This window comes from Streptomyces sp. NPDC001700, from assembly GCF_053596435.1.
Window position 1 is genome coordinate 137,986 of record NZ_JBSFGE010000012.1, and the last position, 16,167, is coordinate 154,152.

The window sequence follows — 16,167 nt, forward strand, 5'->3', positions numbered from 1 at the left end:
GCGGGGAGGCATCGTGGCGGACCACACGACCGACGACGACCTGCGGCATCTGCGCCGCTGCGTGGAACTGGCGACCGAGGCGCTGGAGGTGGGCGACGAGCCGTTCGGCTCGCTGCTCGTCGCGGCCGACGGGACCGTCCTGGCCGAGGACCACAACCGGGTCGCGGGCGGCGACCACACCCGCCACCCGGAGTTGGCGCTGGCCCGCTGGGCGGCGGCGCGGCTGACCCCCGAGGAGCGGGCCGCGGCCACCGTCTACACCTCGGGCGAGCACTGCCCGATGTGCGCGGCCGCGCACGGCTGGGTCGGGCTCGGCCGCATCGTGTACGCCAGCTCGTCGGAGCAGTTGTCGGCCTGGCTCACCGAACTCGGCGTACCCGCGCCGCCGGTGCGGACCCTGCCGATCCGGGAGGTGGTGCCGGGTGCGGTGGTGGAGGGCCCGTACCCCGCCCTCGCCGAGCAGGTCCGTACGCTGCACCACCGCTTTCACGGAGCGGCGTGAGTTCGGTCAGAGGATGAGGTGCACGGTGAAGGAGGTGTCCGTGGCGTCGACCGGGACGGCGTGGACGAATCCGTGCGCCGTCCGGTAGCGCCCGGTGCCGCCGGTGATCGCGAGGTTGATGTCGGCCTCGGGTCCGGCCGCGGTGACGGAGATCAGCCCCTGAATGGTGATGTCCCCGTCAGGAAGGGTGAGCGTGCCCACGCACTGCTGGTCGAACGAGTCGACGACGGGACCGACTCGGGTGAGCGTGCAGACCTCGCCGTAGTGGCCCACCACGGCACTGCCCTGGAGGAGGTCCCCACTGATGACGAACTCGTCCCCCTGGCTGGGCCCGGGCGGGCCCACGTCGACGAAGCTGAACTGCGTCTGGTGCGCGACCAGGTCGAAGACTCGCTCGCGCCCGATCGGGTACGGCGGATGGCCACTGCCCCAGCCCCAGAGGGGCACCGGGACGGCGGCCGCCGCGGGGGCGGCGCACAGGAGGGCAGTGGTCACGACGGTGGCGGCGCTCAGGCCGAGATGCCGGAGGAGGCGCATGATGACGGTTCCCATCAGGTCGTAGGGGCTCCGGCATCAGCGTTGCGGGGCGCGCGCAACGCGGCGACTCCACAAGATCATCCGAGTGAATGCCGCCCGCTCAGCCCGGCGCCTCGCTGTCCACCCGCAGGCGCCACTGCCCGGCGCGGCCGGTGAGGGTGACGGTGGAGAGCGGGATCACGTCGATGTTCCAGTAGCAGTGCGGCGGCGCCTTGATGGCGTACATCAGGGCGGCGCGTATCACCCCGGGGTCGGCCACCGCGAGCATCTTGACGTGCTCCTCGACCGGCCGGGTGTCCAGCCAGCCGCCGACCCGGGTGATGAACGCCAGCAGCGATTCGCCGCCGTGCGGCGCCGCGCGGGGGTCGGCGAGCCATACGTCGGCCGCGCGCGGCTCGCGCGCCATCACATCGGCGAGGGTACGGCCGACCCAGCGGCCCATGTCCCAGTCGCGCAGGGCGAGTTGGACGAGCGGGGTGAAGCCGAGCGCGAGGCCGGTCTCGCGGCTGCGCGGTGACGGTGAGCAGTAGCGCAGCTCGGCGGCGGCCAGCGGCAGGAGGACGGGCGCGGCGCGCTCGGCGGCGCGGCGGCCCGCCGGATCCAGCGGTCGGTCGTCGCCGAAGCGTTCCCCGAGCGGCGAGGAGGTCGCGCCTGCGGCGACCAGCGTCAGCCGAAACGTCATTCGCGCATCGTACGGTTCAGCGGGTCCCCGGGGAGGGCCCTCGGCGGAAGGTGTTACCCCAGCGCCTCGTCGCACGCGGCACGCAACCGCCGTACGCCTTCGGCGAGTTCGCCCGTGCCCGCCACCGACGCGAAGCTCAGCCGGAGGTGCGGCGCGGGCGGCTCCGCGCTGAAGTACGGGCGGCCGGGGGCCACCGCGACCCCGGCGCGCAGCGCGGCGGAGGCGAGCGCGCCCTCGTCGGTGCCGTGCGGCAGACGCAGCCACAGGTGGTAGCCGCCGGGCGGCACATGCGGTGCGGGCAGTTCGGGAAGCTCCCGCCGCACCGCCGTGACCAGCGCCTCGCGCCGGGTGCGCAGCTCGGACGCGACGGTCCGCAGATGGCGCGGCCAGGACGGCGCGCCGACCAGTTCCAGCGCGGTTTCCTGCAGCGGGCGCGGGACGAAGAAGCTGTCCACGACCTGGATCGCGCGCAGCCGCTCCAGCGCCGGGCCACGGGCGGCGAGGGCGCCCACCCGGAGGCTGGGCGAGGTGATCTTGGTGAGGGAGCGGACGTGGACCACGACTCCATCGGGGTCGTCCGCGGCAAGGGCTTCGGGCAGCGGGGGCGCGCCCTCGTGGACGAGGTGGCGCGCGAAGTCGTCCTCGATCACGAACGCGCCCGCCTCGCGCGCGATCCGGATCACCTCGCGGCGCCGTTCGGCGGAGAGCACCGTGCCGGTCGGGTTCTGGAACAGCGGCTGGCAGACGACGACACGGGCGCCGCCCGCCCGCAGCGCCTCGGCGAGCAGATCGGTGCGGATGCCGTCCGCGTCGACCGGGACGGGGACCGGTCGCAGCCCGGAGGCGCGGGCGGCGGCGAGCATGCCGGGGTACGTGGGCGATTCGACCAGGACGGGCGCGCCGGGCGGGGCGAGGGCGCGCAGCGCGCAGGTCAGCGCGGACTGGCCGCCCGCCGTGACCAGCACATCGGCGGCGGCGACCGCGCCGCCGCGCCCGCCGATCTCATGGGCGAACCAGGCGCGCAGCTCGGGAAGGCCCTCCATGGGCGGGCGGCCCCAGGCGCCGGGCCGCCGTCCGGCGCGGGCCAGGGCGGCGGCCATGGCGCGCTCGGGCTGGAGCGAGGGGTGGAGATACCCGGCGTTCAGCTCCAGGATCCCGGGCGGCGGGGCGGCGAGGGTGGCCAGCACGCCCGAGGCGTCGACCGAGCGCGGGACGGATTCGCCCGGCGTCTCGACGCTCAGCGCGACCTCCTGCCAGGAGGTGTCCCCGGCCCGTGGCGCCTCGACGCGCGGCGCGGCCCGGAAGGCACCGGCGCCGGGCCGGGTGACGACCAGCCCCTCGGCGGCGAGCGCGGCCAGGGCGCGGGAGACGGTGACCGGGCTCACCCGGTGGCGTTCGACGAGGGTACGGCTGGACGGCAGCTTCTCACCTGGAGAGTAGCGGTTCAGATCCCGGCGGAGGGATTCGACCAGCTCAGCGACACTGCTACGCTCTTGCATGAGAGCACAGGATAGCGCTACTGACGACGGCACGATAGCGGTGAGCGGTGCCGCCGCCCCCGAACCGGGCCCCACCGCCCCCGCCACCGCCACCATCGCGGCCGATTCCCAAGGCACCGCCCGGAGCGGCACGCTGCTGGCCGCCCTCGGCGTGGTCGCCTTCTCCCTCACCTTCCCCGGCACCGCCTGGGCGCTGGAAGGGCTCGGCCCCTGGTCGGTGACCACCTGCCGGGTGGTGCTCGCCGCGCTGGTGGCCGGGAGCGCGCTGGTGGCGCGGCGGACAGCACCGCCGGAGCGGCGCCACTGGCCCGGACTGCTGGTGGTCGCGGCCGGGGTGGTGGTCGGGTTTCCCCTGCTGACCACCCTCGCGCTGCAGACCTCCACCACCTCGCACGCCGCCGTGGTCGTCGGGCTGCTGCCGCTCACCACGGCCGTGTTCTCCGCCGTACGCACCGGGGCGCGGCCCTCGCGCCGCTTCTGGGCGGCGGCGCTGGCCGGGGCCGCCGTGGTGATCGGCTTCGCGGTGCAGCAGAGCGGCGGCGCGCTGACCACCGGCGATCTGTATCTGTTCGGCGCGCTGCTGGTGTGCGCGGCGGGCTACGCCGAGGGCGGGCGGCTGGCCCGCTCCATGCCGGGCTGGCAGGTGATCGGCTGGGCGCTGGTGGCCTGCGTACCGGTGGCGGTTCCGGGCGCGGCGATCGCGCTGTACGCCGAGCCGGTGCAGCTCGGCGGCCACGCCGTCGCCGGGCTGCTGTGGCTGGCGGTCGGCTCGCAGTTCGTGGGGCTCGTGGTCTGGTACCGGGGCATGGCCGCCATCGGCGTGACCCGGGCCAGCCAGCTGCAGCTGGCCCAGCCGCTGCTGACCCTGGTGTGGTCGGTGCTGCTGCTCGGCGAACACATCGGCCCGGCCGCGCCGATCGCCGCCGTCGCGGTGCTGGTGTGCATCGGGGTGACGCAGCGGGGGTGAACAACGGGAGCGAACCGGGGCGAACCCGGCGGGCGCGATCCGGGTGCACCGGCCATAGACTGGCCACAGGGATCGCATTTGCCCTCCGGGTAGCCACTACAGGAGGTCACGCAGATGGAGGCGACCGTAGGCGACAAGCTGCTGGTGCACGGCAGGGTTGTCGGAGTTCACGACCGGACCGCAGAGATCATCGAAGTGCTCGGGAACCACGGGGAACCGCCGTACCGCGTCCGTTACGAGGACGACGGTCACGAATGCCTGTTCTCCCCGGGCCCCGACTCCGTCGTACGTCACCTGCCCGCCGGACAGCGGCCGCGCTAACGCGGTCCGAGCGCAGGCTCAGGCTCAGCGGGGCGGACGTACCCGGCACGGATAGTGGTCGGCGACCACGCGCGCCATCGCGCCGTTGCGGTCGGCGGCCACTTCCTTCGCCGAGAAGTACACGTTCCCCCGCACCTGCGGATAGTCCGCGCAGAGCGTGAGGTGGCGGGACAGCTCCGCCGGGTCCTGCCAGGGCGCGGGCTGCGCCGGATCGCCCGCCTTGTACAGCGCCTCGCCGATGTAGAGCTGGACACCGGTCCCCCGCGCCACCTCCGCCCACCAGGGCACGAGCTTGGCGTAGTCGGCGGCGGCGAAGCCGATGTTCCAGTAGACCTGCGGGACGACGTAATCGATCCAGCCCTCCCGCACCCAGCGCCGGGTGTCCGCGTACAGATCGTCGTACGTCTGCACTCCGGCCCGGGTGTCCGAGCCCAGCGGGTCGGTGGCGCGGTTGCGCCACACCGCGAAGGGGCTGACGCCGAACCGCACGCGCGGCTTCAGCCGCTTGACGCGGGCGGCGGTCTCGCGCACCAGCAGATCGATGTTGTTCCGCCGCCACGCGGCCCGGTCGGGGAAGCCAGCGCCGTGGGCCGCGTACGCCGCGTCGTCGTCGAAGACCTGGCCCGCCACCGGATAGGGGTAGAAGTAGTCGTCCCAGTGGACGGCGTCGATGTCGTAGCGCGCGACCGCGTGCAGCATCGCGTCCTGGACGAAGCGGCGGACCTCGGGCAGCCCGGGGTTGTAGTAGAGCTTGCCCCCGTACGGCACGACCCACTCGGGGTGCACCCGGGCCGGATGGGTGGGGAGCAGCCGGGTGGGGTCGGCGTGGTTCGCGACGCGGTACGGGTTGAACCAGGCGTGCAGCTCCAGACCGCGCCGGTGCGCCTCGCGCACCGCCGTGCCCAGCGGGTCCCAGCCCGGGTGCTGGCCCTGCACCCCGGTCAGCCACTCCGACCAGGGCTCGTACGGGGACGGCCACAGCGCGTCGGCGGTGGGCCGGACCTGGAAGACGACCGCGTTGAGCCGACGCTCGACGGCGGTGTCGAGGAAGGCGAGCAGCGAGGCCCGCTGTTCGGCGGCGGGGAGTCCGGGGCGCGCGGGCCAGTCGCGGTTGGCGACCGAGGCCAGCCACATGCCCCGGAACTGTCTGCGGCTCCCCTGCTCCTCGGCCGCCGCCTCGCCCGGCCAGGCGGCCGTGGCCAGCGCCCCGGCGGCCGCGGCCGTCAGACTTCGCCGTGTGATGCCCGTGATCCGACCCATGCTCACTCCTCGCTCGCGCCACACCACAACTCCCGCCGATGATGGGCGCCTTGGGGGCGGGCGGCAATGGGTACCCCCTGACTTCACTCTTCTCGCAGGGCCATCCGGCCGTTAGCATCGAAAGCACGCACGCATGGGAGCGCTCCCAACACCCTCACCGCACCTCCCGCACACCCCACACCCCCACGCCCGGAGAGGAAGTTCCCGTGCGCAGCAGAGGCAGCAGCAGAGGCAGGAGAACACCGCTCGGCGCGCTCATGACCGCGCTGGCGCTCGTCGGCGGATTACTGACCGCGGCCGCCGCCCCCGCAGCGGCCCGCCCCGACGACTCCCCCACCCCACCGGCGAAACGTCTCGCCTACAGCTGGAAGAACGTCCGCATCGACGGCGGCGGTTTCGTCCCCGGCATCGTCTTCAACCGCAAGGAGAAGAACCTCGCCTACGCCCGCACCGACATCGGCGGCGCGTACCGCTGGGACCAGTCCGGCAAGCGGTGGGTGCCGCTGCTGGACTCGGTGGGCTGGGACCGCTGGGGCTGGACCGGCGTGGTCAGCCTGGCCAGCGACCCGGTCGCGCCGGAGAAGGTGTACGTGGCGGCCGGTACGTACACCAACAGCTGGGACCCGGGCAACGGCGCGATCCTGCGCTCCTCCGACCGGGGCGCCACCTGGCAGTCCACCGCGCTCCCCTTCAAGCTCGGCGGCAACATGCCGGGCCGTGGCATGGGCGAGCGGCTGGCGGTCGACCCCAACCGGAACAGCGTGCTGTACCTCGGCGCGCCCAGCGGCAACGGCCTGTGGCGCTCCACCGACTCCGGGGTCAGCTGGTCGAAGGTGACCGCCTTCCCGAACCCCGGCAACTACGTCGAGAACCCGAACGACAGCAGCGGCTACGCGAGCGACAACCAGGGCGTGGTGTGGGTGACGTTCGACGAGCGCACCGGCTCGTCCGGCAGCGCCACGAAGACCATCTACGTGGGCGTGGCCGACAAGGACAACACGGTCTACCGCTCGACCGACGCGGGCGCCACCTGGTCCCGTATCGCCGGGCAGCCCACCGGCTACCTCTCCCACAAGGGCGTCCTCGACGCGAAGAACGGCTACCTCTACCTCACCACGAGCGACAAGGGCGGCCCGTACGACGGCGGCAAGGGCCAGGTGTGGCGGTACGCCACCGCGACCGGCGAGTGGAAGAACATCAGCCCCACGGCGGACGCCGACACCACCTTCGGCTACAGCGGGCTCACCGTGGACCGGCAGAAGCCCGGCACCCTCATGGTGACGGGCTACAGCTCCTGGTGGCCGGACACCCAGATCTTCCGCTCCACCGACTCCGGCGCCACCTGGACCCGGGCCTGGGACTTCACCAGCTACCCGAACCGCTCCTTCCGCTATACCCAGGACATCTCCTCGGTCCCCTGGCTGACCTTCGGCACCAACCCGGCCCCGCCCGAGGTCACCCCGAAGCTGGGCTGGATGACCGAGGCACTGGAGATCGACCCGTTCGACTCCAACCGGATGATGTACGGGACCGGCGCGACCATCTACGGCACCGAGAACCTGTCCGCGTGGGACTCCGGCGGCCAGGCGAAGATCACGCCGATGGTGAAGGGTCTGGAGGAGACGGCCGTCAACGACCTGGTCAGCCCGCCGTCCGGCGCCCCGCTGCTGAGCGCGCTCGGCGACCTCGGCGGCTTCCGCCACACCGACCTCGACGCGGTGCCGTCAAAGATCTACACCTCGCCGTCGTTCACCACGGCCACCAGCCTGGACTACGCCGAGACCAGCCCGAACACCGTCGTGCGGGTCGGCAACAACGACACCGCCCCGCGCATCGCCTTCTCCACCGACAACGGCGCCAACTGGTTCCAGGGCACCGAACCGCCCGGCGTCACCGGCGGCGGCACGGTGGCCTCGGCGGCGGACGGCAGCGGCTTCGTCTGGAGCCCCGACGGCGCCTCGGCCGTCTACCGCACCACCGGCTTCGGCAACTCCTGGACGGCCTCCAGCGGCATCCCGGCCGGGGCTGTGGTCGAGTCCGACCGCAAGAACCCCAAGAAGTTCTACGGCTACAAGTCCGGCACCTTCTACGTGAGCACCGACGGCGGCGCCACCTTCGCCGCCAAGGCGTCGTCCGGGCTGCCCGCCGAGAGCGTGCGCTTCAAGGCCGTACCGGGCACGGAGGGCGACATCTGGCTCGCGGGCGGCACCGCGACCGGCGCGTACGGGCTGTGGCACTCCACGGACTCCGGCGCCACCTTCACCAAGCTCCCGGGCGTCCAGCAGGCCGACACCATCGGCTTCGGCAAGGCCGCCCCCGGCGCCTCGTACCAGACGCTCTACACCAGCGCCAAGATCGGCGGAGTACGCGGCATCTTCCGCTCCACCGACACCGGCAAGACCTGGACCCGCGTTAACGACGACGCCCACCAGTGGGGCTGGACCGGCGCCACCATCACCGGCGACCCCCGGGTCTACGGCCGGGTCTACGTCGGTACGAACGGCCGCGGCATCCTGCGCGGAGACGTCTCGTAACGGCGTCGTCGGCGCACCGTGAACACGGGCGGGCCGGGGCGGCGGCAATGCGGCCCCGGCCCGTCCGCCGTTTCCAACCGACAGGTAACGTCTGGGTCGACAGGGGGATCACACAGACAGCTAGCTCAGCGAAAGGCACGATGTGACCGACATCGAACGCGTCGGAGTAGTGGGCTGCGGCCAGATGGGTGCGGGCATCGCGGAGGTGTGTGCGCGGTCCGGCCTGGAGGTCATGGTCGCCGAGACCACCGGCGAGGCCCTGGAGATCGGCCGCACCCGCCTGACCACCTCCCTCGACAAGGCCGTCGAGCGCGGCAAGATGACCGAGGAGGAGCGGGACGCGACGCTGGAGCGGCTGAGCTTCACCACCGACCTCGGGGAGTTCGCCGACCGCGATCTGGTCATCGAGGCCGTCGTGGAGAGCGAGCAGATCAAGACGCAGATCTTCCAGGTCCTGGACCAGGTGGTGACCCGCCCGGACGCGATCCTCGCCTCGAACACCTCGTCCATCCCGCTGGTCAAGCTGGCCGTCGCGACCTCCCGCCCGGACCAGGTCATCGGCATCCACTTCTTCAACCCGGCCCCGGTGCAGTCGCTGGTCGAGCTGATCCCGGCGCTCACCACCGGCGAGGAGACCATCAAGCGGGCCGAGGCGCTGGTCGAGGGGGTGCTCGGCAAGCACGCGATCCACGCCCTGGACCGGGCCGGTTTCGTCGTCAACGCGCTGCTGATCCCGTATCTGCTGTCCGCGATCCGGATGTTCGCGTCCGGTGTCGCGAACCGCGAGGACATCGACAACGGCATGGAGATGGGCTGCGCCCACCCCATGGGCCCGCTCAAGCTGTCCGACCTGATCGGCCTGGACACCATCGCGGCGATCGCCGACTCGATGTACAGCGAATATAAGGAGCCGCTGTACGCCGCTCCCCCGCTGCTGCTGCGCATGGTCGACGCGGGTCGGCTGGGGCGTAAGACGGGCTCGGGCTTCTACGAGTACGCGTAAGTGCTCAACGCGTAGGGGCTCACTCCGCGGTGTCCAGCTCCGCGCCCGCGTCGGCGGTGAGCACGCCACGTAGTTCGGTGATCTGGCCTACCAGGCGCAGGACGTCGCCTCGGCCCTCAAGGGTGATCAGCACCTCGACGATGTCCGTTTCGCCCGGTCCGGCCTCCTCCCCTTCCGCGCGGACGCTGCGGGTCAGCCGGTCCAGGCCCTTCCAGGGCGCCCGGTTCACCCGTACCCGCAGCACCCGGAAACCGGCGGCCGTGCACAACTCCAGGACGCGGGGCAGCAGTCCGCCGCCGACCCGGTAGGACAGCTGCAGCTCCCGCTGCTCGGCCGACAGGATCCCCGGCATATGGCGGGTGACCAGCGGATAGCCGCGCGCCACCAGGAAGTGGACCGCGGTGGCGGCGGTGGCCAGCAGGGGCAGGCCGCCGCCGCAGGCCATGCCGACCGCGCAGGTCAGCCAGATGGTCGCGGCGGTGGTCAGACCACGGACGGCGTCCCGCCGGACGAAGATCAGGCCGCCGCCGATGAAGCCGATGCCCGAGACCATCTGCGCGGCCACCCGCGAGGGGTCCAGGTCGACGTGTTCGCGCGAGAGCACATCGCCGAAGCCGTACTGGGACACCTGCATGAACAGCGCGCTGCCCACGCCCACCAGGGTGTGGGTGCGCAGCCCGGCGCTCTTCTGCAGCACGGCCCGCTCCAGGCCGATCAGGGTGGACAGGAGCAGTGCCAGACCGAGCGCGGCGAACTGCCGTGCTCCCTGGTCGGCGAAGTCCCACATCGGAGCGGCGATCATGCGACCACTTCCCTCGGTTGCCCGGCCCCTCTCCTCCCCCAGAGCTACCCGGGGGCCGTCGCGCCACTCTGGCCGCGGCACGGCACAGGAAGCTGTCGCCGCCGGGTGCGCGGCGCTGTTCGCACGGGGTGTGCGCCGGTGACTCACACACAATCCCCACACACGCTCCCGCACCCCTTGGTGATGCGATTGACTCGGAGCGTGAACAGTGCAGCACGGACGTACATCCGGAAGGGGAGCAAACCCGTGACCACCGAGCCCGAGCAGACCGCGTTAGCCGTGGAGCTCGCGGAACTCCGCCGGAGCGTCGAAGTGGGCTTCGCCCGCGTCGACGGCCGGCTCATCCTGCACGACCACCGCGGAGAGCAGTCGGAGGAGGAGCTGAACCAACTGGGCGGGCGCGTCCGCACCTTGGAGCACGGACGCTGGCCGCTGCCCTCCATCGCCGCTCTGACGGGGGTATCCGCGCTGGCGCTGACGGTGTGGCAGGCGGCGGGGCGCTAGTCGCGTTCGTACGAGCGCCCCGACGCCCGCCGTGGCCCGCGCGGTGGGGTTCAGCCCAGGCGGATGTGGTGGAGCAGCAGCAGGGCAGCCGCCATGTTCGCCGCGGGCACCTCACCGCGCGCGACCAGGTCGGGCACCAGCTTGAGCGGAACCCATTCGCGGCGGTCCGACTCGAAGTCGTCCTCCGGGGGGCCGACGTACTCGGCGTCCTCGGCCCAGTAGATGTGGTGCCGGGCGTCGGTGAGCCCGTTGGACGGCTCTACGGAGAGCAGATGGCGCAGCGGGCCGGGCCGCCAGCCCGTCTCCTCCTCCATCTCGCGCGCCGCCGCGCCCTCGATGTCCTCACCGTCCTCGACGACGCCCGCGGCCAGTTCCCAGCCCCAGGCGTCGGTGATGAAACGGTGCCGCCACAGCAGCAGTACTTCGTTCGCCTCGTTCACGACCGTCGCCACGGCCACCGGACGCAGCCGGATCAGATAGTGGTCCAGATGACGGCCGTCGGGGAGTCTGACGTCAGCGAGGTTGACCCGGAACCATCGGTTCTCATACACGGTCTGCTCCGTGAGATTCTTCCATCGCACTGGTAGGCCACCTTCCGTCGGAGAGATGGCAATCCTCGGCCACCCGCTGACGAGGGCGCGGCCCCTATTCGGGCCGCGGTGGCGGCCACGGTCAGAACGGAACGCGCAGGGCCCCGTCGATGAGTTCCGCGGCCTCGGACGTCGCGGCGCAGTCACTGGAAGCCAGGTGCTCGCGTACCGCGCGGAGCCGGTCGCGTAACCGCTGGGATTCCATCCCGCGGGCCCGTTCGGTCATCTCGACGGCCGTGGCGCCCGCCCGGTCCGCGTCTCCCTGGCGCAGTTCGATGTGGGTGAGCATGGCGAGCCGGTGCACCCGCCCCCGGTCGTGGGCGGGGGTGCCGACCGCGGCGGTGGCGTGTTCCCGGGCGGCGCCGAGGTCGCCGAGGCTCAGCAGGGCCTCCGCGACCTGGATGTTGACCAGGCCCGGCTGCACATAGCCGGTCTCGTCCGGCTCCTGGCCGGGTCTGATGCGGTCGGCGGCGGTCTCGGCGCGGCGGATGCAGGCCAGCGCGCTGTGGCCGTCGCCGAGCCGTGCGTACGACTTGGCCTGCATCGCGTACAGGTCGGCGGCGAGCGCCGGGGTGATCTGGGAACCGGCGGCGCGCAGGGCCGATTCGGCGAACGCGACGGCCTGCCGGTACTCCTTCATGAACAGGGACTGGGTGACGAGCAGCGCTATCACGTACGCGCCGAGCCCCCGGTCCCCGCTGGCCTTGGCGAGCCGCAGCGCCTGGTGGAAGTAGCGCTGGGCGAGGCCGTGGGCGTTGGAGTCGTACGCGCAGATCCCGGCGATGGCCACGAGTCCGCCGGTCGCCCGGTGCAGCTGGCGGCCCATGTCGTCGGCGTAGGCGCCGCGCAGCAGGGGCGCGGTCTCGGAGTTGAGGAAGCCGACGACGCGGGTTCTGGTCGCGATGCCGCCCGCCTTGCGGTACATCTGCTCGTAGTGGGCGCGGGCGGCGCGCAGCATCTCGACGTCGGTCATGGACACGCGCGTGAGGCCGTGGCGGGAGACGTCGGAGTCCTCGGGCGGGTTCTCCCACTCCCACACCGGGATCACGGCGGGCGTGCCGGTGACCGCGGCGGCTCCTATGACATGCGGGCGCTGCTGTTCGTCGGAGCGCCACAGCGCGGTGGCGCGCTCGACGAAACCGGAGAGCGAGGTGGCGGGGGCGCGCGGGGTGCCGGGGGTGCCGAGGCCGATGTCGTCCAGGGTGAGGGCACGGTGCAGCCGCTCACCGAGCACCTCGCAGATGAGGTCCGGCACTTGGCCGCGCGGCCGCTGCCCCTTCAGCCAGCGGGCCACCGCGGTGTGTTCGTACCGCAGCTTCATGCCCCTGGCCCGGCCCGCCTCGTTGATGTGCGCGGCCAGCCCGGCGTGGGAGATTCCGGCCTCGTCGAGTACGGAATCGAGCAGTGTGTTGGGCTCCATGTCGCCCTCCCCGGTGGACTCTGCGCCTATGAGCGTAGTGAAGTCCCTTTCACACGGGGTGTGAAGCTCGCGGGCAGCGGGCAGCGGTCGTTGCGCAGCGCCACCAGGGCGATGTCGTCGGCGAGCCGCCCGCCGGTATGGCGCAGCACCGCCGCCCGCACCGCGGTCACGACCGCCGCGGGGATGATGGGGCCGCTGCCCGCGGCCTCGCCGAGGGCGTGGCGCAGCGGGAAGAACGTGCCGTGGGCGTCGCGCGCGTCCTCGGCCCCGTCGGTGTGCAGGACGAGCGCGTCCCCGGGGCGCAGGGCGGTGCAGCGTGCCAGGGGCAGTTCGGCGGGGAGCGGGAAGAGGCCGAGCGGGGGCAGTACGTCGCCGGGGGTGGTCTGCCGGGCCGTCGCCGGGCCCACGGGCTGCTCGTGGAGCCGGTACGGCCAGGGGTGGCCGCAGTTGAGCGCGGCCACCTCGCCGCCGGGGCCGATCTCCAGCAGCAGGACGGTCACGAACTCCTCGCCGTGGTCGTCGCCGAGGTGGCGGCGCAGCGCGCGGTCCAGCCGCCGCAGGACACCGGCGAGTTCGGCCTCCTCGTGGGCCGCCTCGCGGAAGCTGCCGAGCACGGCGGCGACGGTGCCGATGGCGGCGAGGCCGTGGCCGCGTACGTCCCCGATGACGGCGCGGACGCCGTGCGCGGTGGCCAGCACCTCGTACAGATCGCCGCCGACCGAGGCGCCACGGCTGGCCGACAGATAGCCGCCCGCCATCTCGATCCCGTCCAGCCGGGACGGCAGCGGCCGCAGCACCGCTCCCTGCGCGGCGGCGGCCACTTCACGCGCCCGCTCCAGCTCCCGGACCAGCCGCGACCAGCGGCCGCGATACGCGTACGAGACGACGGCCCAGAGCAGCCACAACCCCGCGAGCGCGAGGCCCACCTCGATCCCGATCATGCGCAGCCCCCACTCCAGCCAACCGCAACGATTCTCGCGACAGCGACTGCCAAAAGGACCAGCCCCCTCCGATTCCCACCCGATCAGGTGAACTTGTGGGCAATCGTTCTGCCGGTCGCGCCGGACGCGCCCGGTCAGTAGGGCCGGGCTCGCTGGAGGGATGGCGTCCTGAGACGGAAGGGACTCCCGCCCGGCGCGGGGCGCTGGGCGGGAGCAGTGCCGTCCCCTCCGGTCCTGCTTCAGCACAAGGGGACAGCGAGGCCTTCCAGACGGGAAGGTCCGACACCCGAAAGGGGTGCCTGAGCCCATGGTGCGTCCTGCCGGTGCCGCCGCAAGGCGAAGTGCGTTTCCGTCGTCAAAAGCGGTAGTGAAGACGTCTTTTGACCCCGAGGGCGAGCGCGGTGACGTAATGCGGTTGCTCTCTGATTGCCTTTTGCCCCATCGCTTTTGTTCCGTAACACCTTGATCACGTTGAGTGGTTGGCACTGGGCAGCCATGCTGAACCTCCCCTTCCTCCACGGCGCTTCAGCACCGCCGGGGAAACAGGCCGACAGACATGAGTTCAGGGAAAGGTGCGATGTCCAAAAAGCAGGTGTCGACCGTGGCCGTACTGGTGGCGGTCGATGAGGAGCTGCCCCGATGACCCCTTCCTTTGTTCCGGACCCCGCTGGCGGGGAGCCTCCGAGTAGGCGCGGCCGCAAGCCGGATGCGATCGCGGACGACGTGGGTCACTCTCACCGTGCGTGGCTGGAATCGGTCCGCAGCCGGTACTTCGCCAGCGGCCTCACCCTTGATGACCTCGTCAGCCGCTCCGGATACTCCAAGACCCGCATCTCCGAGCTGCTGCGCGGCAAGGGCTACTACCCCGGATGGGAGATCACCTACAGCGTGGTGCGCTCCCTGGACATCCCCGTCCTGCCGCTGCGCCGGCTGTGGACGGCCGCCGCCCGTGAAGCCCGCAAGGACACCGCTTGGATCGAGAGCCGTATACACGCCGTCCCCGTTCAGCGAATTCAGCCGGAAAAGCCGCCTGTGGCCTACGAGGGCTTCACCAATGACATGCGCGAGCCGTACACCGCCTACGCCCGCGCCTTCCTCCAAACCGAGGGGCGCGCCCGGTGGACCGTCAGGGAGGTCTTCGACATCCTGTGGCTCGGCTGGGACAAGGCCACCGCCAGCGACAACGCGCGCCGCCACGCCTGGCGCCTGCTGCGTCACCGCGTCCTGCTGCGCGCCCACCAGCACGACGGGCACCCCGACCTGCGGCCGGCGGCGTTCTCCACCCTCGCGCAGAGCAAGATCGAGGACTTGGCAGCTCGTATCGGACAGATCCACCAGCAGGCGGACTTCTTCGACGCCATCGCCCGCCTGCCCGCTGACCAGCGGGACGTCACCGTCCTGCGCTACCTGTGCGGTATCAGCGAAGACACGATTCCCACCGTGGTCGGCCTGTCCCCGGCCGTCGCCCACGCCATGGACCACCACGCCCGAGGGGCCCTCGAACGCATCTATCACCGTCACGAAAACCCGGAGTGATCACCGCTATGGCTTCCATCGACCATCTCCTTGCCCGCTCTCTGCTCCTGAAAGAGCCCCAGACCCCCGAGGACACCGTCCCCTACGAAGACACCGCATACCCCGCCTGCACACTCTGGGGCGGGCCATCACAGCAGTGCGGTGCTCGCGGTCCCGCGGACAGCACCGCCGCAGGGAACCTGCGCACCCTCTGCGAGGTGGTAGTCACCCATTCCGCACCCGGCCAGCTCGCCGACTTCATCACCGAACAGCTGCCCGGTCCCCATGCCGCCTGGATCCTCGGCTGCGCCCTGCACCTCGCCGACGTCGAGGACGGCGCTCGGTTCTGGTGGCAGTACGCCGCCGGCGCCGGCGACGAGGCCGCCGCCTACCTCCTCCACCTCCATCACCTCGCCCTGGGCGACCGCCACGCGGCCGCCCTCTGGCGCGAACAGACAAGCCTGGAAATCAACCAGGAGACGGACGACGGCAACGGCGTCGACACCAGCATCCCTACCGTCCTACGCGTCCTCAGCCACCTCACCTCAACCGCGGAACGCAGCCACACCGAAGCGGCCACCGCCGTCATGAACTACGTCGCCGAGGCCGTCCTCGCTGGCTACGACCGGCATCCCGACTGCGAAATTCCCCTGCCCGGAGCCCACTTCGCCGCACGCGTCGGCTGCTTGCTCAGCTCGGCATCAACCGTCTCTGGGTCCTCTCGCCCGGGGAAACCAGGCCTCGCCGACCTGCCCAACCGCCTCCCCTTCGATTCCGACGTCGGCGACCGGCCGGGCGAGGCCCACGACGAAGAACCCGAACACGTACTCATGGAGTTCAAAGCGGATGACGACGAATCCGCATCAGCCTTCAGAGAAGCCATGGCTGCCTTCTGGGACACCGCCATCGCTGATCTCACCGCGTGGCGGAAGGGCCAAGCTGGCCTGCGGCTGCGGTACACCCTGGACCGGCGCGCGCTGATCAGCACCCTCGACGCATCCCCCACGAGCACCACAACGTGATCCGCTGGCCAGCACGATCAGCTCCTGCGAAACGCCAAGGGGCGCACCCCGGAATCCGGGGTACGCCC

Annotated in this window: 16 protein-coding genes; 8 read left to right on the forward strand and 8 right to left on the reverse strand. The window is 71.9% G+C overall.

All coding sequences use genetic code 11. From position 1 onward, the window contains the following. The first annotated feature begins 13 nt into the window (after positions 1 to 13). The gene (locus ACWC5C_RS23155) at positions 14 to 502 is read left to right on the forward strand and encodes a nucleoside deaminase (protein ID WP_450878073.1); all 489 of its coding nucleotides are present in this window, start codon (positions 14 to 16) and stop codon (positions 500 to 502) included. Between the two features lie 6 nt (positions 503 to 508). On the opposite strand, the gene ACWC5C_RS23160 is transcribed toward ACWC5C_RS23155, so the two are convergent. The 3 genes from ACWC5C_RS23160 to ACWC5C_RS23170 all read right to left on the reverse strand — a co-directional run bounded on the left by ACWC5C_RS23160 (position 509) and on the right by ACWC5C_RS23170 (position 3,220). Continuing rightward, complete coding sequence (locus tag ACWC5C_RS23160) at positions 509 to 1,039, reverse strand: allene oxide cyclase barrel-like domain-containing protein (protein WP_450878281.1); 531 nt, start codon at positions 1,037 to 1,039, stop codon at positions 509 to 511. Between the two features lie 100 nt (positions 1,040 to 1,139). Continuing rightward, positions 1,140 to 1,721, reverse strand: coding sequence for a histidine phosphatase family protein (locus tag ACWC5C_RS23165; protein ID WP_450878075.1), 582 nt, complete (start codon positions 1,719 to 1,721; stop codon positions 1,140 to 1,142). Between the two features lie 53 nt (positions 1,722 to 1,774). Next, positions 1,775 to 3,220 (reverse strand): aminotransferase-like domain-containing protein, encoded by a 1,446-nt coding sequence (locus ACWC5C_RS23170; RefSeq protein WP_450878077.1) that lies wholly within the window; start codon positions 3,218 to 3,220, stop codon positions 1,775 to 1,777. Between ACWC5C_RS23170 and ACWC5C_RS23175 the strand changes: the two genes are divergently transcribed. Continuing rightward, the gene (locus ACWC5C_RS23175; protein WP_450878079.1) at positions 3,219 to 4,187 is read left to right on the forward strand and encodes a DMT family transporter; all 969 of its coding nucleotides are present in this window, start codon (positions 3,219 to 3,221) and stop codon (positions 4,185 to 4,187) included. The genes ACWC5C_RS23170 and ACWC5C_RS23175 overlap by 2 nt on opposite strands. Positions 4,188 to 4,301: 114 nt before the next feature. Next, positions 4,302 to 4,508, forward strand: a complete 207-nt coding sequence (locus tag ACWC5C_RS23180) for a DUF1918 domain-containing protein (protein WP_450878080.1) — start codon at positions 4,302 to 4,304, stop codon at positions 4,506 to 4,508. A gap of 24 nt (positions 4,509 to 4,532) precedes the next feature. Here the strand turns inward: ACWC5C_RS23180 and ACWC5C_RS23185 are convergent, their stop codons facing one another. Further along, positions 4,533 to 5,768, reverse strand: coding sequence for a glycoside hydrolase family 10 protein (locus ACWC5C_RS23185; protein ID WP_450878082.1), 1,236 nt, complete (start codon positions 5,766 to 5,768; stop codon positions 4,533 to 4,535). Positions 5,769 to 6,025: 257 nt separating this feature from the next. Here ACWC5C_RS23185 and ACWC5C_RS23190 point away from each other — a divergent pair, with 257 nt between their 5' ends. Continuing rightward, on the forward strand, positions 6,026 to 8,302 hold the full coding sequence (locus ACWC5C_RS23190; protein ID WP_450878283.1) for a xyloglucanase: 2,277 nt from the start codon (positions 6,026 to 6,028) through the stop codon (positions 8,300 to 8,302). Between the two features lie 142 nt (positions 8,303 to 8,444). Beyond that, positions 8,445 to 9,305, forward strand: a complete 861-nt coding sequence (locus ACWC5C_RS23195; RefSeq protein WP_385447712.1) for a 3-hydroxybutyryl-CoA dehydrogenase — start codon at positions 8,445 to 8,447, stop codon at positions 9,303 to 9,305. Positions 9,306 to 9,324: 19 nt separating this feature from the next. Here the strand turns inward: ACWC5C_RS23195 and ACWC5C_RS23200 are convergent, their stop codons facing one another. After that, on the reverse strand, positions 9,325 to 10,107 hold the full coding sequence (locus ACWC5C_RS23200; RefSeq protein WP_450878084.1) for an MgtC/SapB family protein: 783 nt from the start codon (positions 10,105 to 10,107) through the stop codon (positions 9,325 to 9,327). Positions 10,108 to 10,353: 246 nt separating this feature from the next. Between ACWC5C_RS23200 and ACWC5C_RS23205 the strand changes: the two genes are divergently transcribed. Then, positions 10,354 to 10,611: a hypothetical protein gene (locus ACWC5C_RS23205; protein WP_385442702.1), complete on the forward strand. Its 258-nt coding sequence runs from the start codon at positions 10,354 to 10,356 to the stop codon at positions 10,609 to 10,611. A 50-nt stretch (positions 10,612 to 10,661) separates the two neighbouring features. Here ACWC5C_RS23205 and ACWC5C_RS23210 read toward each other — a convergent pair whose 3' ends face one another. From ACWC5C_RS23210 to ACWC5C_RS23220, 3 genes are all read right to left on the reverse strand, one after another. Further along, on the reverse strand, positions 10,662 to 11,192 hold the full coding sequence (locus ACWC5C_RS23210; protein ID WP_385442699.1) for an NUDIX hydrolase: 531 nt from the start codon (positions 11,190 to 11,192) through the stop codon (positions 10,662 to 10,664). A gap of 91 nt (positions 11,193 to 11,283) precedes the next feature. Further along, positions 11,284 to 12,621: a transcriptional regulator gene (locus ACWC5C_RS23215; RefSeq protein WP_385442697.1), complete on the reverse strand. Its 1,338-nt coding sequence runs from the start codon at positions 12,619 to 12,621 to the stop codon at positions 11,284 to 11,286. 26 nt (positions 12,622 to 12,647) lie between these two features. Further along, the gene (locus ACWC5C_RS23220) at positions 12,648 to 13,562 is read right to left on the reverse strand and encodes a PP2C family protein-serine/threonine phosphatase (protein ID WP_450878087.1); all 915 of its coding nucleotides are present in this window, start codon (positions 13,560 to 13,562) and stop codon (positions 12,648 to 12,650) included. Positions 13,563 to 14,285: 723 nt separating this feature from the next. Here ACWC5C_RS23220 and ACWC5C_RS23225 point away from each other — a divergent pair. Next, positions 14,286 to 15,098, forward strand: a complete 813-nt coding sequence (locus tag ACWC5C_RS23225; protein ID WP_450878089.1) for an XRE family transcriptional regulator — start codon at positions 14,286 to 14,288, stop codon at positions 15,096 to 15,098. An 8-nt stretch (positions 15,099 to 15,106) separates the two neighbouring features. Then, a complete protein-coding gene (locus tag ACWC5C_RS23230; protein ID WP_450878091.1) occupies positions 15,107 to 16,099 on the forward strand; it encodes a DUF6207 family protein in 993 nt (330 codons plus the stop codon). Positions 16,100 to 16,167: the final 68 nt, after the last annotated feature.